The sequence below is a fragment of the Ancylobacter dichloromethanicus genome (genome assembly GCF_018390645.1).
GTDB lineage: Bacteria > Pseudomonadota > Alphaproteobacteria > Rhizobiales > Xanthobacteraceae > Ancylobacter > Ancylobacter dichloromethanicus.
The window spans coordinates 1-21,161 of the sequence record NZ_JAHBGC010000053.1 but is presented as its reverse complement, the minus strand read 5'-3'; the positions used below and the strand labels follow the sequence as shown (position 1 = coordinate 21,161).

Sequence of the window (21,161 nt, the reverse complement as noted above, 5' to 3'; positions counted from 1 at the left end):
TGGGCGATGCCGACCCCTGACGACTATCGTTCGTTCGAGATGGAAGCGGCGGCGGCGACCTCCGTCGCGCGCGGCCGCACCGCGCTGGGCCGGCTCCTGACTTTCGGCGTGCCGCTCGGTGCGGTGGGTGTCGCGGCGTGGATGATCTACAGCTCGACGGGTCAGCGTACCCCGGTCATGACGACGCCGGACCGGGAGGAGTTCACGACGACGCAGTTCCCGGCGCCATCGCTGTCGGCGCCGCGACCGCAGACCAGCCAGGGCGCGATCGTCATCCCGCAGGCGCCGGTCGAGCCGCCGCCTCCTCCGCCGCCGCCGCCCCAAACCCTTCAGCCCCCGCCGGCGCCCGAGCCGCCGTTGGTCTCTTCGCCGGCGAATGACGACGACGCCCGCCGGCTCGCCGAGCTCGAGCGGCGCCGGCAGGAGGAAGAAGAGCGCCGCAGATGGGAGCGGCTGCGCGCCCCCCAGGTCATCTCCGACAATGCCGCCGCCACAGCGGCCACCACCAATCCCGACAGCAACGCTGCGGCTTCCGCCACACCGGACGAGGATCCGAACCGCCGATTCCTCGCCTCTGTTTCGGCGGCCGGCGTCGATGTCGCCCGCGCGACGAAGAACGACCGGATCGACGCTCTGGTGGCACAGGGAACGATGATCCGCGGCGTTCTGGAGACGGCTCTCCAAAGCGACTTGCCGGGCATGGTCAGGGCCATCGTCAGCGAGAATGTCTGGTCCTTCGACGGACGGCGTGTCCTGATCCCGGCCGGCAGCCGCCTCGTCGGTGAATATCGCTCAGGGATCGCACAGGGTCAGACGCGCGTCTTCGTCGTGTGGACGCGCCTGCTGCGATCGGACGGCGTCTCGGTACAGCTCGGTTCGAACGGGACGGACGATCTTGGCCGTGCCGGCAATGCTGGCTTTGTCGACAACCATTATGTCGAGCGTTTCGGGGCGGCGATCATGCTCTCGGTGGTGGGCGGGGCGGCGCAGTTCCTCAGCGGCTACGGCCAGAACTACGGCAATAACGGCACCGGCACGATCATCACGACCACCGATCCGGTGACGGGCGCCGTCACCCAGACCCAAACCGGTGTGAACCAGAACCAGCTCACGCTGCAGGCCCAGCAGATCGCCGCGCAGAACGTCTCGCAGACCCTCACCAACATTGCGCAGGAGGCGCTTCGCAACTCGATCAACATCCCGCCGACGATCTACCTCGACCAGGGGTCGCGCATCATCGTCTTCGTTCGCCGCGACCTCGACTTCTCTGCCTTCTATCCCGATCCCGTAAGGGAGGCCCTCCAGGAGATCAGGCGTGAGCGCACGAAGCCTGACGGTCTTCATTGATCGCGCTCTCGAGCCGGTCCGCAGGTGGCTCGACGACGATCAGGTTGTCGAAATCTGCGCAAACGGTCCGGGCGAGATCTGGGTCGAGCGCTTCGGCGAGGCGGCCATGGAACGGCACGAGCTGCCCGAGCTGTCGGAGCACGCGATCCGGCACCTCGCCGAGCGGGTCGCGGGCTATTCCGGGCAGAGCATCAATGAGGAGCATCCTCTGCTCTCTGCGGCATTGCCGAGCGGCGAGCGGTTTCAGGGCGTCATTCCTCCGGCAACCGCCGCAGGCGGCGCCTTCGCAATCCGCAAGCAGGTGATCAAGGAGATGCGCCTCGACGACTATCGCGCGCTCGGCTCTTTCAGGCGGGTCGTAACGGCCGGGGAGGGCGACCTCTCGGAGATCGATCGCCAGCTCTGCGCCGATCTCGACGCCGGCCGCATCGAGGCCTTCATTCGTCGTGCTGTCGTCAACCGTTACTCCATCCTGCTGTCGGGAGGCACAAGCTCCGGCAAGACCACCTTTCTCAACGCTATCCTCAAGGAGGTGCCCGAAGGCGAGCGGATCATCACCATCGAGGACACCCGCGAGGTCAAGCCGATCCAGCGGAACTACCTTCCTTTGGTCGCCTCCAAGGGCGACCAGGGCGAGGCCCGCGTCAGCGTCGAGATGCTGTTGCAGGCTTCGCTTCGCCTGCGTCCCGACCGCATTTTCCTCGGCGAGATCCGAGGATCGGAGGCGTACTCGTTCCTGAGGGCGATCAATACCGGCCATCCCGGCAGCATCACCACGGTCCATGCCGATAGTCCGGCCGGCGCCTTCGAGCAGTTGGCCCTCATGGTGATGCAGGCCGGCCTCGGCCTGAAGCGCGAGGAGATCGTCGCCTATATCAGATCCGTCCTGCCGATCGTGATTCAGCAGACCAAGATTGGCGGCTGGCGCGGGACCTCTGCCATCCATTTCTCGCGCATGAGCGAGTGGCGAAGGGAGAGGGTAGAGGAGAGCCACGAGCATGGCACGCATTCTGGTCTATAGGCTCGGCGTCGCGGTCCTCTCGCTCGTCGCCTTTTGGCTCCTGTGGAGCCTTGCCTATGAGGTCGTCGTCGGGCTGCGCTGGGCGCCGAACCGCTTCCCCGGCGAGGGTGCCAGTCGCTGGGGGCTCCTGCGGATGCAGAACGCCGACCGTTCCGCCGGCTTTTTCCTCATCGCCTGGCAGCACTTCTACGAGCGGGTGCTTTATGCGCCGACCCGGGTGGAGGCACTGATCCGCGGGGGATACGCCGCCGGCAGCGTGTTCGCTTTAGGTGTCGCCGGCCTGATTTTCGGCCTCGTCAATCGTCGGCAGATGCCCTACGGGGCGGCGCGCTTCGGCTCGCTCATGGAGGCGGCAAAGCAGGGGCTGACGTCGCGGCGCGGTATAGTTCTCGGCACGCTGGGTGGCGCCACCATCCGGTCCGACGAGCCGGCCCACATCCTCGTCGTCGGCCCGTCGCGCTCCGGCAAGGGCACGGGCTTCGTCCTGCCCAACGGCTATCTGTGGCAGGGATCGGCGGTCTTCTTCGATCCGAAGCGCGAGAATTTCGACGCGCTCGCCAATCACCGCGCCACGCTCGGCAACAAGGTCTTTATGTTTTCGCCGGGCTCACCCGATACGCACCGCTACAATCCGCTCGATTTCGTGCGGCGCGACGAGCGCATGGCGACGGACTGCCTGGTGGTCGCGTCATTCGTCATCCCCGAAAAGGCCGACGATACTTGGGCGGGCGCCGGGCGCCTGCTTCTCTCGGCACTGATCGGATATGTGCTCGCGTCGCCGCTCACGACCGGGGCGCAGCACATGCGCACCGTCGCGCGCATGACAACCACGGGCAAGGACATCTCGACGGTGCTGCGCGCCATCGTGAAGACCGAGCGTCCGCATTTGCCGACTTGGGTGGTCGACAGCTTCAACCAGTACATCGCGCTCGAGCCCGAAACGCGCAACAGCGCCGTGTTCAACGTGAACATGGCGATGAGCCTGTGGAACAACGGGCTGATCTCGGCGGCGACGGAGATGTCGGATTTCGACGTCCGCGAGCTCCGCCGGCAACCGATGACGATCTTCATCGGTTGCACCATCGCCGAGCTCTCCATCTTCCGGCCGCTGATCCGCATCCTGTTCCAGCAGATCCACGATCTGCTGATGGACAGGATTCCCGGGTCGGATGAGCCACATCAGGTGCTGCTGATGCTCGATGAATTCTACCATGTCGGCCGGATGGACTCGCTGATCTCCAAGATCACCATCAGCGCCGGCTACGGCTTCCGCATGGCCATTATCATGCAGGACATCGCCCAGCTCGACGAGCTCTATGGCCGGAGCACGCGGATCACCACCGTCTCGGGTTCGCAGGTCAAGCTTTTCATCCAGATCAACGACCTCGACACGTCCGAATTCGTCTCGGAGATGCTGGGCGAGACCACCCAGGTCTACAAGACGCCCGTAGTGCGGCCAGGGCAGGGGATTTTCGCACCGCGCGTCTGGGCGCCGCACTACACGCCGCGGCCGCTCCGCAGCCCGCTCGAATTGCGCGAGATGTCGGCCCGGCTGTCCATTCTGATGGTGAAGAACTCGCCGTCCTTCGAGCTCACAAAGATCCGGCACTACCTCGACAAGCCCTATCGCCCGCTCTACGAGGCCGCGAGGGGATCGCCACCTGAATTGCCGCGGCTCAGGGTCTGGCACGACGAACCCTTGGGCGGCGCCATCAGTCCGGCTCCTGAGGAATCGGCGGCCACCGAGCTCCCAAAGCCGGCGTCGGCAAAGAGCCCGCCGCCCGCTAAGTCCCCCAAAGGTCGCAAGCGAGCAAAGTCGATGGCAAGCCCTGCGCCGGGGCCCTTGATCGCTCCCCCGTCACTGGCCTCGCCCGCGCCCGTCTTTCCTGCAAGGCGCAAGATTCTGTCGCTCGGGGCCGCGCCGGATGAGGCCGGCGAAAGCTGCGATCTTCGAGATATCCTCGCTTCGGCTGTGGTTGATCAGGACGAAGACTTCGTCGCCATGATGTCAACGCTGAAAGCGCCCAGCGTGTCGACAACCGCGGTACAGTCAGCGACAGAAGTGCTCGCGGCGCTGCATCGCTCTTTCGGGGAGAGCGAAGGTGGCTAGCTCGCCCCACAATGGGCGTTGTGGGAGTCGACACCTAGTCGCACGATCTAATCGACATCGATGATGGTTTGGCCTCCGATCCGACGTCAGAGGCGCAGCACGTTCGCTCCGATGTCTTCCTCGAAATGCCGCTCTAGCCGGCGGTCATGCACCGTGACCGCCATCTCGAACGATCCCCGGCCGACAGTCAGGCCGAGAAGGTGCCCGCCCACAGCCTGGAAATCTCGACCCGCGGCGGACGCATGGGCATGGATGGCGGGCTTGCCATCCTTCCAGGCAAGGGTTCCAGTAAGACCCGTCACCTCCATGTCCGTGAAGTCGCGCGGGTCATAGTCGCGACGCTCGAAATCGAAAAAGCCGAAGCGGATCGTGCTAACAAAACCAAAGCCTCGGACGGAAGCCGCAGGAATGTCTTCGTCCCGCATGAGCTTTTCCAGATGCACGAAAAGGTCGTCGCCCTGGCGGAGCACCATCAGGAAACCGCCCGGGACGGAAATGAAGCGTGTGGGCTCCGCCATGGCGCACATTCTCCTAGACGATTGTCGGCGTGATGCCGCCATCGACGCGCAGGGCCGCGCCGTTCGTCGCAGCTGACAGCGGGCTTGCGACATAGGCCACCAGCGAGGCGATTTCTTCGGGCTCGATCTTCCGCTGGATGAGCGAAGTAGCCCGGTCCTTGGCGAAGAAGACCCGCTCGATCTCCGCTTCCGGCGCGTTGGGATCATCCGCGACGCTCTTCAAGAAATCGACGATGCCTTCCGAGCGCGTGGTGCCGGGGAGCACCGAGTTGACCGTGACCCGCGTGCCCTTGGTGTTCGCTGCAAGCCCCCGTGCGATTGCGAGCTGCGCTGTCTTCGTCATGCCGTAATGGACCATGTCCGGCGGCACGAGCAGGCCGCTTTCGCTGGCGATGAAGATGATGCGTCCCCAATTGCGGGCGATCATGCCGGGGAAATAGGCGCGAGCGAGCCGCGCACCGGAGAGGACATTGACCTCGAAGAAGCGCAGCCAGTCCGCATCGGTGATGTCCGTAAAGGTCTTCGATTCATAGATGCCGAGATTGTTGATCAGGATATCGACCTCGGGCACCGCTGCGACAAGCGCCTCCGCGCCCTCCGCCGTCGCCGGGTCGGCGAGCACACCGCGCGCACCGGTATCGGTCGCGGCCGTATCGAGCTTCCCCTGGCTGCGTCCGCAGATGACGACATCTGCGCCTTCCGCGACCAGGCGCCTTGCGATCTCGAGACCGATACCGGCGGTCGAACCAGTCACGAGCGCGGTCTTGCCGTTCAATTGTAGGTCCATGGGAATCCTGCTTAGTCTTTAATGCCGTCCAGAGAGCGCAGGCTCCCTTCGAAGCGATGGAATTGTCCGTTCGGGGTGGTGAAGAAGGCCATCGAGCGGCCCCGATCGAAGTCATCGATGTGAACGACGGTCGAGCTGTCGGCTTCCTGCCAGGAGATGGCGTAGGCACCTCCATGGAGGTGTCGCCATTCGAAGCCGACCGTCGCACCGTTCCCGGCGAGAGCGCCGCCGGTGATCGCATAGGTCAGCGAGCGGCCGTCAGCGGCATAGGCGTTCTCCGCGACGAGATCGCCATAGTCGACCTCGAAGCGGCGGCCGGCCATCGGAAAGGACGCTGTGGTCATGTTGGTATCCTTTCGTCACGCTTCGCAGGGGCGCAGCACGGTGCGGCGGCCTCCGAGCCAGACCAGCGCCAATCCGAGCGCCGCGAGCACGCCGCCAGCAACCGGCACCGCTGCGTAGCCAAGACCCAGGCTGATGACCCCGCCGCCAACCGCCGCGCCCAGGGCGTTGCCAAGATTAAACGCACCGACATTGATCGACGACGCAAGGCCCGGGGCTTCCGAGGCGGCCTGCATCACCCGCATCTGGACGGGCGGCACAATGGCGAAGGTTGCCGCGCCCCACACGAGGAGACCGACCGCCGCCCCGGCATGGCTGGTCAGCACCAGCGGCAGCGCCACCATGATGATCGCGAGAGCGGCGAGGAAGATTTTGGTCGCGCCATCGAGGGACCAGTCAGCGAGCTTGCCGCCGAGGCCGTTGCCGATGGTAAAGCCCACGCCGATCAGGACGAGCGCCAGCGTAATGAACGTCTCCGATGCTCCAGTCAGCTCGGCGAGGACCGGCGCGACATAGGTGTAGAGCGTGAACATCGCGCCCGCGCCCATCTCCGTCGTCGCCATGGCAAGCAGCACGGCAGGCCGCGTCAGTACGCCGAGTTCGCGCCGCACGTCGGGCGCCTTGCCCGGCTCTCCTTTCGGCAGCGCCAGCCAAAGCGAAGCAATGGCGAGGATGCCGAGTCCGGCCGTGCCCGCGAAGGCGAGGCGCCAGCCGACCTGTTGACCGATCCACGTCGCGGCCGGCACGCCGCCGATATTGGCGATAGTCAGCCCCATGAACATGGTCGCCACGGCGCTTGCCTGGCGTTCCTTCGGCACCACGCTCGCTGCGACGATCGCGCCGAGGCCGAAAAAGGCGCCGTGGTTGAGGCTGGTGAACAGCCGCGAAGCTAGCAGCGTGTAGTAATCCGGCGCCAGCGCCGAGAGCAGGTTGCCGATCGTGAAGATCGTCATCAGCAGCATCAGCGCGGTGCGCCTGCCGAAGCGGCTGAAGGCAAGCGTCATCACCGGTGCGCCGATCATGACGCCGATCGCATAGGCGCTGACCAGCATTCCGGCGGTCGGGATGGATACGTCCACCCCCTGCGCGATGACCGGCAGGAGCCCCATCGGCGTGAACTCCGTGGTGCCGATGCCGAAGGCGCCGATAGCGAGCGCCAGCAGCGGCCAGTTGAACCCCCGGGCGGAGCCATCTCTCGCCGAATGAGAAACCGATCCGTTCATCGCGTGATCCTCCTCAATCCCAGGCGGGGGCAAGGCCGGCCGGACTGACCAAGCGCTTGTTCGCCTGACCGAGCTTGCCGATCGCGGCCATGTCGTCATCGCCGAGCGCGAAGTCGAAGATGGCGAAGTTCTCCGCGACACGAGCCGGCTTGGCTGTCTTGGAGAGCGCAATGAAGCCCTGCTGAACCAACCAGCGCAGCGCGACCTGCGCCGCCGACTTGCCGTGCTTGGCGCCGATCGCCTGAAGAACCGGATCACTCGGCACGGCGCCATCGGCCATGCCGAAGTAGGCCGTGATGGCAACGCCTGCGGCCTTGGCCGCCGCCGCTACCGCGCTCTGATCGAGATATGGGTGGGCTTCGATCTGGTTGGTGACGATCGGCACATTGCTTAGGGCGATCGACTCATTCATTTGCGCGATGTTCTGGTTGCTGACACCGATGAAGCGCGTCTTGCCAGCCGTCTGGACTTCGTTGAGCAAGGCGATCTGGTCAGCAATCGCGACCTTGTCGGCCGGCCAGTGCAGGAGCAGCAGATCGACCTGGTCGACCTTCAACTTCTCCAGGCTTTCGTCCACCGAGGCCGCAAACTTGTCCGGGCTATAATTGTCGACCCAAACCTTGGTCGTGAGGAATAGATCTGCGCGACGCGCACCGGCAGCCGCCAGCGCATGGCCGAGCGCCGCTTCGTTCCCGTAGATTTGCGCGGTGTCGAAATGCCGGAAACCGGCTTCGAGCGCGGCGGGAACGACCGCCTCGACCTCGGCGTCCGACATGCGGAATACGCCGAAACCGAGCGCCGGAATCTCCGCGCCATAGGCTTTCACGATGTCCATCTTTGATAGTCCTTTCTGTTCAGGCGGCTCGCGCCTGCTGGTTCCTGGTGAGCATCGGCATGACCTCCGACGCTAGTTCTTCGATGATCTCGGCGGGCGGACGGGCCGACTGCCGTAGATTGATGGCTAGGTGATCGACGCCGGCTTCCGCCAGCGCCCGCAGATGCGCGATCAGGCCGTTGCGGCCGACGCGGACGCCGAAGCGGATCGGCGCGGCCGGAGCGTCTGCATCCTCGACAAGGTCGAGATGGAAGGCGCTGATGAACGCGCCGCATCCGCCGGTCGCCGTGCGCCAGCGTGCGGCTTGTGCTGCCATCTTCTCGACGCTGCCGGGATAGACGAAGCGCCCGTCCATGTGGTCGCCAAGCCAGCCATCTTCCTGGCGGGCCTGGCCGGCGACCACCAGCGGAATGGTGGGCTGCACGGGGCGTGGGAGCAGGTCGAGGGTAGGCACACGCTCGCCGTTGACCGGCAGGCCACCCGGCTGCCACGCCGCGCGCAGATAGCCGACGGCATCACGAAACGCCTGTCCACGCGCCTCGAAGTCGAGGTCGAGCAGCGGATATTCCACCGGCCGGTCACCCGAAGCGACGCCGAGGATCAATCGGCCGCCGGAGAGCGCGTCCACCGAAGCCGCCGCCTTCGCCGTCATCAGCGGGTGGCGGATCGGCAGCACGACGGCCGCCGTGCCGAGCGCGACGTTCCGTGTCACGGCCGCGAGATAGCCGAGCAGCGCGAAAACATCGTGGACTGAGCCGGCATCACCCATATTGGCGGCATCGAAGACCGGCACGTCGCGCATCCAGATCGCCGTGAAGCCTAGATCGTCGACCTTGCGGACGAGATCCGTCTGCGCCGAAAGGTCGGGCACGCCACGCGGACGGCCAGCAGCCACGCGCCGGGTCTCGCCGGCGGGCGACCAGTCATTATCGAGCGGCAGCTCGATGCCGAGGGTGAGGTGATCCGGCCGGCGGATCAGGGCGAGAGCGGATGTCTGTGTCATGCAGACGAGATAATCGACGCTTTCGGGGTTGATAATCCGTTCGCTTTCCACAGTATCTGTGAAACGAAATCACAGTGTGGCATCACATGGACAATCGCGCCGGCGAAATGCAGGTGTTCCTGCGCGCGGTCGAGGCAGGCAATTTCTCAGAGGCCGCCCGGCTCTTGCGCATGACTCCCTCGACCGTCAGCAAGCTCATCACGCGGATCGAAACCCGTCTCGGTGTGCGCCTGCTCGAACGCTCGACCCGACGCCTGTCGCTGACAACGGAGGGCCAGCTCTACTATGAGCGCAGCCTCGCGGTGCTGGGTGAACTCGACGACATCGAGCGCGAACTTTCGCAGGGTGCCGAAAGCACCGGCGGCACGGTCCGCGTCAACGCCTCGGTCGCCTTTGGCGTGCTCGCGGTGGAAGCCGCACTGCCGGCGTTCTGGCAGGCCTATCCGAATGTCGTCGTCGACCTCTCGCTCTCCGACGAAATCGTCGATCTCTACCTAGATCGCACCGACGTGGCGTTCCGAGTCGGACGACTGCAGGATTCCGGCATGATGGCCCGTCGCATCGGCATCGCCCGGCGTAGGATCGTCGCCTCACCGACCTATCTCGAACGCCACGGGACGCCGCGCACGGTCGGAGACCTGGCGCGCCATAATTGCCTCGGTTTCAACTTCCGCCGCGCGGCTCCCGTCTGGCCGCTCAAGGAAAGCGGGCGCATCGTCGATCGGGCGGTCAATGGTTCGCTGCTGGCCAATAACGGCGAGACAGTCCGACGCATGGCGGTCGCGGGCGTCGGACTGGCAAGGCTCGGTGACTATCATGCCCGTGACGATCTCGCCGCCGGCCGCCTCGTCGAAATCCTCTCGGATGCCGTCGAGGGCGACGAGGAAGAGATCCATGCCGTCTACCTGGGAGGCGCGCGCCTTCCTCAACGGGTGCGTGTGTTTTTGGATTTTGTTGTGCCGCGGCTGCAGGCGTTCCTTGGATCGTGATCGCTCTCACTCAATCGGCTCGATAGCCCATACTAATTTAACTAGTAATATCAATTACTTAATTCCATAATGTTTGTTATGCGATCACTGATTCGATCAAAAAAAGGCGCGGCTCGCGCCGCGCCTATACCGGCCATGTCCCCACATGGCGGACCCCGGTTTACCGGGATGAGCATCTCAGGCAGCCTACCGCGTAGAGGCATTGTCTCGACAGACAGGACCCGCCTGTATTCGCGTACGCCCTCGACTCGGACCGTTGCCCCCCACATGCGGGCGTTCGTTACATTCCGCACCAGCTCGATTCAAATATCCCCGGCCCTGCACGGTCCATCTTTAGAACTTCTCCCACCAAGTAAAGAGACCCGCAGATAACGACGCGCGAGCTCTTTGACATTTTTCTGAGAGCCTGCGGCACGGTCGGTCCAGACAATGCGCGGCCTCCACTTGCGCGAATAAGGTCGTCAATGGCGGTCGCGTCATATTGACCGGGTTCCGACACGACGAATACGTTTTCGGCGCAGGGCCAGAGAGTCTCCAGAAACGGACGCGGATCGCGATCGCTTTTCATGCCCACGATCAGTGTACAGCCGTCGTCCCAATGCCGCAGTTCCGCTGCAAGTGCCGCCGCGCCGCCGGGATTGTGTGCGCCGTCAACCCAGAGCTCGGAGCCGGTCGGAGGAATTCCGCTCAATGCGCCATCCAGTCGCTGCAATCGGCCAGGCCACACCACTTGCCGGACACCGCAGGCAATGGCCGCTGGAGACGGCCGAAAGTCCGCGGCCCGCAGAGCGCCAAGGGCAATGCCCAGATTGTCGAGCTGGTGCCGGCCCTTCAGCGCGGGCTCCGGAAGGCGGATAACGTCATCCTCATCGGAAAACTGGATACCGTCAGGCTCCCGAGCGATCCGCCACGATACGTCCCGCACGCGCAGCGACGAGCCCTGACTCCCGGCTCTGCTCGCAAGACGTTGCAGCACCGCCGGTTCCTGACGGCCGGTCACCACCGGGGACCCCGGCTTGATGATCCCGGCCTTCTCGAGAGCGATATCCTCCAGGCGATGTCCCAAGAACTCCTGGTGGTCCAGCGAGATGGAGGTGATAGCGGCCGCGGCGCAACAGGCGACGACATTGGTCGCATCCAGACGCCCTCCCAGCCCCACTTCCAGAATGCACACGTCCGCCGGGTTCGCCGCGAAAATCAGGAATGCCGCCGCTGTCATCGCCTCGAACAGGGTCAGCGTGTCGGGCGCACCAAGTCTACGAAGTTCTCGAAACACGGCATCCAGGAGAGTGGGATCCGCCTCCTCTCCGGAGACGACATATCGCTCACGGAACTGCACGAGATGGGGAGACGTGTAGACATGGGCCTTCCATCCCGCCGCCCGGCAGATCGAATGCATGAATGCGCACGTGCTTCCCTTCCCATTCGTCCCGGCCACATGGATGACCGGAGGCAACCGAAGATGCGGATTGCCGATTCGGTCCAGAAAGCCGACCAGACGATCTAGGGAAAGATCAATCTTTGGGCTATACTCAAGCTGAATCTGACGGAACAGTATGTCGTCACAAGCTTCTTGCGCGATACCCACGTGTTCTACTCCTCGCGGTAAGGTGTCGAGCATGGCGGTTACTCAGCCGCGGCGCACCTCAATGCCCTGTTATCCCTCACGGACAGCGAATGTTCATTCGCCTCTCATTGCAGATATTTGGAACGCCGAGGGACATACGCGTCGAACCTCCTACCCAGGTGGGATCAGGCATGTTCGCTCCTTCCCCGCAACGTCACTGATCGGGACTGTCCGCGGGTACATTCGCCGCCCCCCCCCCGTGCCGTGCCAGAGCGCATGCCCAGGTGTTTTCGAGCAGCATGGCAACTGTCATCGGCCCCACTCCGCCGGGCACGGGCGTGATCGCACCGGCTGTTTTTCGGACCTCGTCGAAATCGACGTCGCCGACAATGCGGCCCTTCCCGTCCGCACCGTGTATGCGGGTAATGCCGACGTCGATGACAATGGCGCCCGGCTTGATCCAACTTGCCTTCACTAGACCCGGCACGCCGGTCGCGGACACGACGATGTCGGCGTTTCGGGTGTAGGCGGGCACGTCATGGGTATCAATGTGGGTGACGGCCACGGAGCATCGGGCATTGAGAAAGAGCTGCGCCGCGGGACGGCCCACGACCGTCGAACTCCCTATGACAACGACGTCACAGCCGGTGACGTCGGGACAAACCCTCCGCACGAGATGCAGGCAACCCTTCGGGGTGCACGGCACGATTCCCGGCTCGTCAACCGCCAACAAACCGGCGTTGACGGGATGGAAACCGTCGACATCCTTTTGCGGATTGATCCGCTGCAATATTCTTGCCTTTGAAAGATGGGAGGGAAGAGGCAGCTGAACTAGGATCCCATCGATCATCGGGTCATTGTTTAGACGGTCCACAAGCGCCAGAACCTCGTCCTCGCCGGATGAATATTCCAGCCTGTATTCAAAAGACGTCATTCCGACGGACCGCGCGTGACGCGCCTTGGTCTGTACATAGATTTCGCTGGCTGGATCGTTGCCTACCAGGACGACCGCGAGCCCCGGCGCACGACCTGCCTCCCGAAGGAACGTCTCGATCCCCGGCCTGAGACGTTCCCTCAGCAGGGCGGCCTCTTTCCGACCGTCGATGATGGTGGCGTTCATCTGTGACTCCCGGCTAGTCGGGAAAGACGATGGTGGTGGCGCCATGCATGAAGACCCTATCTTCGAGATGGTACCTTACGGCTTTGGCGAGCACGCGCCGCTCGATGTCGCGTCCCTTGCGGATCAGGCTGTCCGGGGTGTCGCCATGGGTAATGCGCTCCACATCCTGTTCAATGATGGGTCCTTCATCGAGGGCGTCCGTGACGTAGTGAGCGGTCGCGCCGATCAGCTTGACCCCGCGCCTATGCGCCTGATGGTAGGGACGCGCGCCCTTAAACCCCGGCAGGAAGGAATGGTGGATGTTGATGCAGCGCCCCGACAGGTGAGCCGAGAATTCCTGTGAGAGGATCTGCATATACCGCGCCAGGATCACGAGTTCGGCGCCGCTGCCGTCGATGAGCTCTCGAACCCGCGCCTCCTGCGACTGCTTCGTTTCGGCATTCACAGGAAGGTAGTAGAATGGAACATTCTGGATATCGAGTTCGGAAAACGATTCCATAGGATGGTTCGAAATGATCGCGGCCACCGACATCGGCAGTTCACCGATCCGCCGACGATAAAGCAGGTCCACCAAGCAGTGATCGAAGCGAGACACCAGAATGATGACCGAGCGGGTGGCGTCTTCCTGCCGAAGCGACCATTTCATCTCGTACTTGGATGCCACGTCGCTGAATGCGTCCCGAACCTCTTCCATTGAGAGGGACGGGTTATCGCCACGGTTGAACGATGTGCGCATGAAGAAGACATCATGCTCGCTATCGTGAAACTGGTCGTCGGAACTAATATTATAGCCGCGTTCCGCAAGGAACGTACCGACGGCGGCTACGATGCCGATGCGGTTAGGGCATTGGATCTTCAATATGAGATTTGCGGGTGCGGTCGTCATCGCGTAGACATCCAGCCGATCGGCCGCGTGGGGTGGCAGCCGCAGAAGGGGGACCGGGGACGCCGGACGAAAGTGTGCGGCGCCCCCGATGGATCGAGTTTGGCGGTCTAGGCAGAAGCCATCGCCTTGGCGAACTTCTCCGCCTCGCCAGGCTTCATGCGGTGCGAATTCTCCGACTTCGGGAAGGTCCCGTTCCGCGCAGCGGCAAAATAGGCGCCGTAGGCATCTTCCATGTTTTTCCACACGTTCCCGAAGGCTTCGCGCGATGCCGGCATGCGGAATGCCGAATTGCCCGCGACGTCACAGGAAATATGGTAGATGAAGTCCGCGTGAGGACCGGACCCGAGGCTGCCGATGATGATCGGCAGATTGCCGGTGCACCATTTCACCAGTTCCTCGGACGTGTGCTCGAAGAGAGCGACCGAGACACCGACATCGATGCATTGGCGGACGAGAGCGACGATCTCCTCGGCTTCCGCGGCCGTGGTGCCCGCCGGAGCGTATCCGGAGTGCATGACGGCGCGTTCGCTCTGGACCCCAAAATGGCCGATGACCGGGATACCGACATCGATGATCGCCTTGACGTGGGGTATCATACCGAAGGTGGGCTCGATGTGCACGCCGTCGGCACCGAGCTTGACGGCGCGGGCGGCATTTCGGACCGATTCCTCGATCGAAACGCCGACCGTGGTGTTGGGCATGTTGCAGATGAGCAGCGGAGACTGCGCACCGCGGAGCACGGCCTGCAGCATATACAGCTGCTCTTCGTAATCGACCGTGGCCATGGACTTGTGGCCGAACAGGCCCATCGGACCCGGACTTCCACAATGGACGATGTCGGCGCCCAGCGCCTCGGCCATTGCTGCACTTGGCGTATCGTGGCATTCCATGCCGACGATCCGCTCGCCCTTCGCCTTTTTTTCAAACAGGTGTTTGATGCGTGTTTTACGGCGTGCGGCCATTTTTCTCTCCCTTCCCTTTCGGGGTTTTAAAGGCCCGCTGCAACCGATGTGCAGACGGACCTGCTCGGATCCCCGGGAGCCAAACCACTTGGCTTCGCCCGGTCCGATTCTCTGCTGACGGGAAGCACCGACGGCCCCGTCACGATTCGGCTGTGAGGACGCTGCGACCGATCTGCGCGGGAAGCGCGTTCGCGTACTCGACGGTGCGCTCGAAGGCGCCAAGCGGGAAGAAATGAAGTTGCTCGAAGAGTGAATCCGGGTCGGATGCTCTGGCCTCGACGATAGCCGAGACCAGCCCCGATGGATCGCGTCGGCCGGCCAGCTGCAATAGTCCCGGCGACGACGAACGGAGCGCCTTGAGAGAAGCGCCGACGCCGCAGGCGACAGCATGCCTAATAAGGCTTGGGACACCGGCGAGCCCATGTATCCCGGGATGGACGGGAAGCTGGATTCCCAAGGCCCGCAGGCCTCGCTCCCAGGCCAGCACGGGCGCCGCGTCGAAGAAGAACTGGGTGACCAGGTAGCAGGCGATGCCGCTCGCCCGGGCGAACTCGTTCTTCGCCTGGAGCGCCTTTTCAAGGTCGGAGCCGGACACGTCGGAATGGCCTTCCGGGTGGCCGGCGAAGCCGATCCGCGCCAGGCCGGATCGCTCGAGCACCCCGGTTCCCAGTATCTCCAAGGTATTTTGAAAGGCGCCCGTCGCGCGGGCATCTCCTCCGGCGAGGAGTAGGATCTCGTCGACTCCGCATTCATCGCTCAGACGCTTGAGGCGATCGGCAAGCTGGGCAGCATCCTTAAGCGTGCGGGCGGTGACATGAGGAACCGGGACCAAATCTTCCCGCCGAAGGGCCTTGGCCGCTTGCACCGTATCGTCGAAGCTATTGCGGGGGAGAAGCGGAATATAAACCTTTGTCTGTTCAGGAAGGTCCGCCAGTCCTGTTTTACTCTGAAGAACTTCGCTCGGCGTTGCCTCGATCGTATAGTTCTCGAAGAAAGACGGACGAGAACCAGGTCGAGACGCGTCTTCGCGTCGGCCAAGCGGCCGAGCGCCTTGCTCATTATCCATTTGGCGCCCTCCCTCGGGCATGCTCGGAGGCTTCTCTCCGTTTTTCTATATTCAACGTTAGATTCCTATTTGTGCGACTGTCAAGCGTCCCATACAGCTATTTGGATGCCGTTCGGTATGGGATTTTTTGTGCGCAGCAGCAATCCAACCGTGATAATGTCGGGTCGAGGCGCGGCGCCTCGCATGACTCCGGAATCTGGACTACACGATGGATATCCGCCTATTGCGTCGACGGGGATACAGGAAAGTTGGCGAGGTGGCTGAGCGCTTTGGCGTGACGCCACGCACGATCCTGTATTACGAAGAAGAAGGGATTATCAGCCCGATCAAGACCGAGGGTGGCACGCGCCTTTATTCGGAGGCGGATATACGCAGATTTGGCGTTGCCTATCGCATGGCCGCTCTCGGCATTCCGCTCAAGGTCGTCGCAGAGCTTGCGAACATTCGGCCGAGCGCAGCAACGGGAGATGAATCCGGGAGGGCTCTTTGTCGCACATTGGATGCCGTTGACCAATCTGTCCGCCAGCGCGTCGATCAACTCGACAAATTGTCACGCGATATCGAACGGGCGCGTACTCTTCTGAAGCAGTGCTGGCGTTGTCCGAACAAACCCGATCGCGTTCATTGTCCGAATTGTCCGTGCGAGACGGGCAAGGAGGATGCCGAAATATTATGGCTGACCTGGGACGTGGAAACTCCGCCTCGTATAGACAGCGAGGTTTCGACAGAATCCGAGACGCGAGCGGATAGTCCTCAAGGACGGTCATACGTTACGCAGGCAGACCCGATCGCTTCAACTCAATTGCGACGAGACCGCATCAGAGTGCAGAAATGACTCTCGATGCTCACATGGATTGTAGCTCAATAATCTGAAATGCCGTGGTCATTGGGCATCGTTTGTTTCAGTCACGGATCGAGCCCCTCGCAAGCTTTCGTGTCCGTTGATCGTGCTTTTTTTCTGAACTAGGCATCACGTATCCGCATGCGAAGTCCGGCTATCAGCACGATGAGACACAATATATTTATTTGGATCTCACTGAAGGCATAAAGCACAAAATGACATGCTGTGACTCGACGACCGAAGTCCATCATCGATATGCCGGCATGGGCGCCGAGCGGGCTGGCGTCGCGCACGAGTAACTCAAGATGATGATGCGCTCGAACGATGGGATCGACCAGACCAAATGCCGCATGACCACCACGATGTGCGCTGGTAAACTAGAGCACGTCCGTTTTAATCCGGCTCATACCCTGTGGCTTTGAAGTAGTTTGCGCATTCGGCGGGCGTGAAGGCGTCGAGGAGCGCGCCCACGGCGTCCCACAAAGCGCTGACGGTGCGCTCGGCTCTGGCCCGCAACAATGCCTTGAGCTTGGCGAAGGCATTCTCGATCGGGTTGAAGTCCGGGCTGTAGGGCGGCAGGTACAGGAGCGTGCCGCCGACCTGCTCGATAGCCTCGCGCACGCCCGCCGCCTTGTGGGCCGGAAGATTGTCCATGACCACGATGTCACCGGGCTGGAGCGTGGGGACCAGCACCTGCTCGACATAAGCCCGGAACACGGTCCCGTTCATGGCGCCGTCGTAGACGAAGGGTGCGGTCATTCCGGCAAGGCGGAGCGCGCCGGTGAAGGTCGTGGTCTTCCAATGCCCGTGCGGCACCCCCGCCCGGCAGCGCTCGCCGCGCAGGGAGCGGCCCCGCAGGCGGGCCATCTTGGTGGACAGGCCGGTCTCGTCGATGAAGACAAGCCTTTCCGGATCGAGGTCGGGCTGGGCGTCGAACCAGTCCTCCCGCCGCTTCAGGATATCCGGACGCTCCTGCTCCAGCGCATGGGCGGACTTTTTTTGAACGTCCAGCCGCGCGAGCGCAGCCACGTGCTCAACGCGCTCCGCTCGATGGCGAGAGCCCGTTCGACCTTCAGCCGAGCGACCATCTCGTTCAGCGTGATGTCCTTGGCCGCATCGATCATGGCGAGGATGAAGGCCTCGTGGGCATCGAGCCGTGAACCGCGCGGCTTGCCCTGCCGCCGGGCCGTGCGCTCCCCGTCCTGCCGCGCCCGCCGGGCCCAGATAATGGCCGTCGCCACCCCGATCCCAAACCGCGCCGCAACAGAGCGGGCCGAGGCTCCGGCCGCCACCGCTTCCAGAACCCGTACCCGAAGATCGTCCGAATAAGCCCGTGCCATCACCCCCTCCCTCAACGGAGACGGTGAATCACAACAGAGCAAGAACGTCACCCCCCATCGAATCGGCGTTCAGCGGACGTGCTCTAACTATCCGACGCGGCTCGGGTGTGTCGTCGGGAGTGAGCACCGGGCGGCCAGCGAGGGCGGCTTCCAGAGCCCCGTCTCGTTCGAATATGCCGTGAAGGGCTTGGACAACTTCATCTGATCGGACGAAGAGCTGGGGCGGCAACTCGCGGCGTTAACACCGCAATCTGCCGCCCCAGCCTTTCGTCCGACAACTGCCGTCAGATCTTCAGTTCTTTGGCGGCAAGTTGCGTTCCCTTCACGCGCGCCGCAATCTTCTCGAAGGCGATATCGCGCGCGAAATCGGCTGAACCGTGCTTGGGCTTTCGATCGAGGCTGAACGGGGAAAAGCCGCAATCGTCGGTTGTTCCTAGGCGCTCGACGGGAATGTGACGTGCTGCAGTGAGAATATCGGCGCAGACGGCATCAGGGCTTTCAACATTCGGGTCCTGCGGGTTGATGACCCCGACGAAGCACACTTGCGGCACGCCGTTTGCGTTGACGCGGCTGTGCTCGCCGATCAGGCGGTAGGTACGCTCCTTGTCCTTCTCGCTTGCTGCTTGGATGAGGAAATAACCCGCGTTCATCTTGAACAGGGAAGGCAGCAATTCGGCGTAGTCCACATCGGCGCTATGCGTGGAATCGCAATCGCCGCCTGGGCAGGTATGGACGCCGATATTACGGCGCTCCTCGGGCGAGAAACGATCGATGACGCGGTTGTTCAGGGAGATGAAATCCTCGAGCATGCCACGCCCCGTCCAGGGATTGCTCGGGTCGGCGCGGCAGGCGAGGCGCCCTTCGGTGAAGTCGATCGACACTCGCTTGGCTCCCGCATTGAAGGCCGAGCGGATATCCTTTTCGCACTCGTCGCAGAGGTCAGACAAGAACCGTTCGCGGCTGTAATCGGGAAGGCTGCCGTCGAGTGGGTAGAGCAACGAAAGCATCGACGGCGCAATGACGGCCTGCTTAAGCGGCTTGGTCGCGATCTTCATCGCCTTTTCGACGATTGCGCCCGAATAGGTCTTGTAGCGGAACGGGCCGGTAACGAGCCGTGGCAACTGGCGGTGATGACCGTCCTCGAAGATCGCAAAATACTGCCCGTCGGTAACCAGATTGTCGGCAAGCCCCGTGCCGCCAAGTGTGTCCATAAGCGGGTAAGTCGCGAAGCTCGAAATCCGCTGCTCGCCGTCGGATACCACTGGCGCAGCAGTCGCTTCCATGCGCCTGATCGTGTCGGCGCATGCTGCGTCCTGAAGCGCTTCCAATTCATCTCGGCGGAGCGTGCCGGCGTCGTACGCCGCATAGCCATTCTGAAGTGCGACCGGCCGCGGCAGCGAGCCGACAGGTTCGGTGGGTAGCGGCATGTTGAACGATCCTCTCTGTTTAAGTTGGTTGGCTGGTGAGACTGGACCGGTGTCGGACCGTTGATTACGACCCATGATGCGCGCATCGATCGCCAGGCCAATGTTTCGGCCTTGTTGGTGGTTTGCTTCCTTCGCTGCCGCGACTCTCCATGTCATCCCATCGTCGACGAAGACCACGAAGGCCGCCGAGGATGGCGTTGACGCGGATAGAAGAGCACTTTGTCTTCGGAGGATAGCGTCCAGTCGGCGAGCACCTGGATGGGTCGACCATCGGTAAGGTATGCCTCCGCTGTGCGGCGTTCGATGCAGGCGAAGCCCAAGGCCTGCGGTCGCGGCGTTGGTTGCCGAGTTCGTCGTCCCGAGGATGAGGCGTCCAATGAGATTTACTTTCTGGCCCTTCCGGTTTGCCCGGATGCCAAGCCATGGTTGTGCCGCATAGCAGCCGGACGCGGATGTCTTCACGGATAAGAAGGTCATCGGGATCTGCTGAATTCCGCACGCATCGAGATGGGCCGAGGTACCGAAAGTGGAATTGGCCTCCTGGTACCGAGAGGTAAAATAATCAAGCTGCCATTGGAACCGACCCGCCGCTCTCTATCCAGCTGCCAATTTGGGCGCTTGCTACCTAGACCGTAGGCATTCACCAAGTCGATTCCAAATCAGATAGCGCGAGGCTGCGAAATAGGTCTAAAATATATTCTCTTTTAAATCCTCTCAGCAACGAAATCGATCGCATTCAGTATATATCTTATTACCTAGCGAGTCCTGAGAATACCTTTTTCTTCTAGAATAAATGTAGTGTCAGGAAAAACATCCACCTTGACGGCGCCCGACGTTAACACTTGTCCATCTGCATGACCGGATGCGATAAGTCCGGATATATACGAGATGACGACGACCGCGCTGGCATCGGCGTTGGCTATTCTCATGAGGGCGTTTTGCAGCTCCGCATTACTCTTGGCGACATCTCCATATGAATGCAGCTCCGAATGGTCTCTCGATGTCATCGCCGTACCCTGTCGTTTAAATGATATTTAGTGGTGAGAGGTTGGAGGTGCTTCAGCGCTTGGCGCCGTCCGATGCTCAGTGCTCCGCGCGGATGGACGCAGCCCGATTGCTCCTGATTCGCCTGACGGCCCTACTCTCACATTTGCTTTGCGCGAGGCGCATTCTTCCAAGCCGCGCGTATGACAGCTCCCGCACCGACAGTAGAGGCAGAGAAAAATTGGCGCGGCTTGCGCCGCGCCAATACCGGCCATGTCCCCGCATGGCGGACCCTGGTTTCCCAGGATGAGCATCTCAGAAGTCGAGCACGAGGCGATCATTTGCTCGACTGGCCCAACCGACCTTCAGTCACGCCCAACCGCCAGCAGCCGCACCTGTCGCTCGTGGTGCAGGCGATAGGCCACCGCTCCATATGTCGCCGAACAGTAAGGTACAGCATAGGTAAGCACGGCCTTCACAACGTCGAGGGGCGCATTTCCCATAACAACATCAAATTGATTTATGATATTAAGTGTTGTTCCGACAACGACTGACACGCCAACCGCGCGGCGCCGGATTCCAGATTCAAGAGCGAAGCGCAAGAAACGCATCATCTCGTTGTCTTCGTTTTCCCAGAATACCATCGGCTAAGCTACCCCGGTCCCGACGCAGCGAGCTTGCGACCTCCGGTTAATTATCTTCGACAACCCGCCAAGCGGGAACAGATGAAAGCTGCAGACCTGCATTCCCCAAGTGGCGTGTCGTTTGAGGTGAAGATCGCCTGTATCCGAGC

General features: G+C 62.5%; 19 protein-coding genes. 5 read left to right on the top strand and 14 right to left on the bottom strand.

All coding sequences use genetic code 11. The features are described from left to right. Positions 1-6: 6 nt before the first annotated feature. The 3 genes from virB10 to KHC23_RS22370 are packed head-to-tail and all read left to right on the top strand — an operon-like array spanning position 7 to position 4,478. A complete protein-coding gene (virB10, locus tag KHC23_RS22380) occupies positions 7-1,347 on the top strand; it encodes a type IV secretion system protein VirB10 (RefSeq protein WP_213375929.1) in 1,341 nt (446 codons plus the stop codon). Continuing rightward, entirely contained in the window at positions 1,316-2,368 is a 1,053-nt protein-coding gene (gene virB11 / locus KHC23_RS22375; protein ID WP_213375928.1) for a P-type DNA transfer ATPase VirB11, read from the top strand. The genes virB10 and virB11 overlap by 32 nt, the downstream gene beginning before the upstream one ends. Next, entirely contained in the window at positions 2,346-4,478 is a 2,133-nt protein-coding gene (locus KHC23_RS22370) for a type IV secretory system conjugative DNA transfer family protein (RefSeq protein WP_213375927.1), read from the top strand. Before virB11 ends, KHC23_RS22370 begins: the two co-directional genes overlap by 23 nt. A gap of 86 nt (positions 4,479-4,564) precedes the next feature. Here KHC23_RS22370 and KHC23_RS22365 read toward each other — a convergent pair whose 3' ends face one another. Genes KHC23_RS22365 through KHC23_RS22340 form a run of 6 tightly spaced genes read right to left on the bottom strand, consistent with a single transcriptional unit; the run spans position 4,565 to position 9,186 of the window. Continuing rightward, positions 4,565-4,996 (bottom strand): PPC domain-containing DNA-binding protein, encoded by a 432-nt coding sequence (locus tag KHC23_RS22365; protein ID WP_246544876.1) that lies wholly within the window; start codon positions 4,994-4,996, stop codon positions 4,565-4,567. Between the two features lie 13 nt (positions 4,997-5,009). Then, entirely contained in the window at positions 5,010-5,783 is a 774-nt protein-coding gene (locus tag KHC23_RS22360) for an SDR family NAD(P)-dependent oxidoreductase (protein ID WP_213375926.1), read from the bottom strand. Positions 5,784-5,794: 11 nt separating this feature from the next. Further along, complete coding sequence (locus KHC23_RS22355; RefSeq protein ID WP_213375925.1) at positions 5,795-6,127, bottom strand: MoaF-related domain-containing protein; 333 nt, start codon at positions 6,125-6,127, stop codon at positions 5,795-5,797. Between the two features lie 15 nt (positions 6,128-6,142). Further along, a complete protein-coding gene (locus tag KHC23_RS22350) occupies positions 6,143-7,348 on the bottom strand; it encodes an MFS transporter (RefSeq protein WP_213375924.1) in 1,206 nt (401 codons plus the stop codon). A 13-nt stretch (positions 7,349-7,361) separates the two neighbouring features. Continuing rightward, entirely contained in the window at positions 7,362-8,183 is an 822-nt protein-coding gene (locus KHC23_RS22345) for an aldo/keto reductase (RefSeq protein ID WP_213375923.1), read from the bottom strand. A 19-nt stretch (positions 8,184-8,202) separates the two neighbouring features. Continuing rightward, positions 8,203-9,186, bottom strand: a complete 984-nt coding sequence (locus tag KHC23_RS22340; protein WP_213375922.1) for a TIGR03571 family LLM class oxidoreductase — start codon at positions 9,184-9,186, stop codon at positions 8,203-8,205. 86 nt (positions 9,187-9,272) lie between these two features. On the opposite strand from KHC23_RS22340, the gene KHC23_RS22335 reads away from it, so the two are divergent. After that, positions 9,273-10,175 carry a LysR family transcriptional regulator gene (locus tag KHC23_RS22335; RefSeq protein WP_213375921.1) on the top strand — a complete coding sequence of 301 codons (903 nt, stop codon included), beginning with the start codon at positions 9,273-9,275 and terminating at the stop codon, positions 10,173-10,175. A 280-nt stretch (positions 10,176-10,455) separates the two neighbouring features. Here KHC23_RS22335 and KHC23_RS22330 read toward each other — a convergent pair whose 3' ends face one another. From KHC23_RS22330 to KHC23_RS22310, 5 genes are all read right to left on the bottom strand, one after another. Continuing rightward, positions 10,456-11,763, bottom strand: coding sequence for a bifunctional folylpolyglutamate synthase/dihydrofolate synthase (locus tag KHC23_RS22330; protein WP_213375920.1), 1,308 nt, complete (start codon positions 11,761-11,763; stop codon positions 10,456-10,458). Between the two features lie 193 nt (positions 11,764-11,956). Continuing rightward, positions 11,957-12,862, bottom strand: coding sequence for a bifunctional 5,10-methylenetetrahydrofolate dehydrogenase/5,10-methenyltetrahydrofolate cyclohydrolase (locus KHC23_RS22325; RefSeq protein ID WP_213375919.1), 906 nt, complete (start codon positions 12,860-12,862; stop codon positions 11,957-11,959). Positions 12,863-12,875: 13 nt separating this feature from the next. Further along, positions 12,876-13,748, bottom strand: a complete 873-nt coding sequence (purU, locus tag KHC23_RS22320; RefSeq protein ID WP_213375918.1) for a formyltetrahydrofolate deformylase — start codon at positions 13,746-13,748, stop codon at positions 12,876-12,878. Between the two features lie 107 nt (positions 13,749-13,855). Beyond that, entirely contained in the window at positions 13,856-14,710 is an 855-nt protein-coding gene (locus tag KHC23_RS22315) for a 3-methyl-2-oxobutanoate hydroxymethyltransferase (protein ID WP_213375917.1), read from the bottom strand. Between the two features lie 139 nt (positions 14,711-14,849). Continuing rightward, positions 14,850-15,776 carry a methylenetetrahydrofolate reductase gene (locus tag KHC23_RS22310; RefSeq protein WP_213375916.1) on the bottom strand — a complete coding sequence of 309 codons (927 nt, stop codon included), beginning with the start codon at positions 15,774-15,776 and terminating at the stop codon, positions 14,850-14,852. 256 nt (positions 15,777-16,032) lie between these two features. On the opposite strand from KHC23_RS22310, the gene KHC23_RS22305 reads away from it, so the two are divergent. Further along, the gene (locus KHC23_RS22305) at positions 16,033-16,611 is read left to right on the top strand and encodes a MerR family transcriptional regulator (protein ID WP_213375915.1); all 579 of its coding nucleotides are present in this window, start codon (positions 16,033-16,035) and stop codon (positions 16,609-16,611) included. 399 nt (positions 16,612-17,010) lie between these two features. On the opposite strand, the gene KHC23_RS22300 is transcribed toward KHC23_RS22305, so the two are convergent. The 3 genes from KHC23_RS22300 to KHC23_RS22290 form a co-directional block, all read right to left on the bottom strand. Continuing rightward, positions 17,011-17,957, bottom strand: a protein-coding gene (locus KHC23_RS22300) for an IS630 family transposase (protein WP_213375914.1) whose coding sequence is annotated in 2 segments (ribosomal slippage) — positions 17,011-17,618 and positions 17,618-17,957 — 948 coding nt in all. Because the reading frame shifts where the segments join, the coding sequence is not laid out codon by codon here. Positions 17,958-18,241: 284 nt separating this feature from the next. Beyond that, positions 18,242-19,561 carry a uroporphyrinogen decarboxylase/cobalamine-independent methonine synthase family protein gene (locus tag KHC23_RS22295; protein ID WP_213375913.1) on the bottom strand — a complete coding sequence of 440 codons (1,320 nt, stop codon included), beginning with the start codon at positions 19,559-19,561 and terminating at the stop codon, positions 18,242-18,244. Positions 19,562-20,733: 1,172 nt separating this feature from the next. Further along, on the bottom strand, positions 20,734-21,012 hold the full coding sequence (locus tag KHC23_RS22290; RefSeq protein WP_246544873.1) for a hypothetical protein: 279 nt from the start codon (positions 21,010-21,012) through the stop codon (positions 20,734-20,736). Between the last annotated feature and the right edge of the window lie 149 nt (positions 21,013-21,161).

Coding starts and splice junctions, on each gene's coding strand:
- virB10 (WP_213375929.1), top strand. CDS start 7: ATGCCGACCCCTGACGACTATCGTTCGTTCGAGATGGAAGCGGCGGCG.
- KHC23_RS22370 (WP_213375927.1), top strand. CDS start 2,346: ATGGCACGCATTCTGGTCTATAGGCTCGGCGTCGCGGTCCTCTCGCTC.
- KHC23_RS22365 (WP_246544876.1), bottom strand. CDS start 4,996: ATGGCGGAGCCCACACGCTTCATTTCCGTCCCGGGCGGTTTCCTGATG.
- KHC23_RS22360 (WP_213375926.1), bottom strand. CDS start 5,783: ATGGACCTACAATTGAACGGCAAGACCGCGCTCGTGACTGGTTCGACC.
- KHC23_RS22355 (WP_213375925.1), bottom strand. CDS start 6,127: ATGACCACAGCGTCCTTTCCGATGGCCGGCCGCCGCTTCGAGGTCGAC.
- KHC23_RS22350 (WP_213375924.1), bottom strand. CDS start 7,348: ATGAACGGATCGGTTTCTCATTCGGCGAGAGATGGCTCCGCCCGGGGG.
- KHC23_RS22345 (WP_213375923.1), bottom strand. CDS start 8,183: ATGGACATCGTGAAAGCCTATGGCGCGGAGATTCCGGCGCTCGGTTTC.
- KHC23_RS22340 (WP_213375922.1), bottom strand. CDS start 9,186: ATGACACAGACATCCGCTCTCGCCCTGATCCGCCGGCCGGATCACCTC.
- KHC23_RS22335 (WP_213375921.1), top strand. CDS start 9,273: ATGGACAATCGCGCCGGCGAAATGCAGGTGTTCCTGCGCGCGGTCGAG.
- KHC23_RS22325 (WP_213375919.1), bottom strand. CDS start 12,862: ATGAACGCCACCATCATCGACGGTCGGAAAGAGGCCGCCCTGCTGAGG.
- purU (WP_213375918.1), bottom strand. CDS start 13,748: ATGACGACCGCACCCGCAAATCTCATATTGAAGATCCAATGCCCTAAC.
- KHC23_RS22315 (WP_213375917.1), bottom strand. CDS start 14,710: ATGGCCGCACGCCGTAAAACACGCATCAAACACCTGTTTGAAAAAAAG.
- KHC23_RS22310 (WP_213375916.1), bottom strand. CDS start 15,776: ATGGATAATGAGCAAGGCGCTCGGCCGCTTGGCCGACGCGAAGACGCG.
- KHC23_RS22290 (WP_246544873.1), bottom strand. CDS start 21,012: ATGGTATTCTGGGAAAACGAAGACAACGAGATGATGCGTTTCTTGCGC.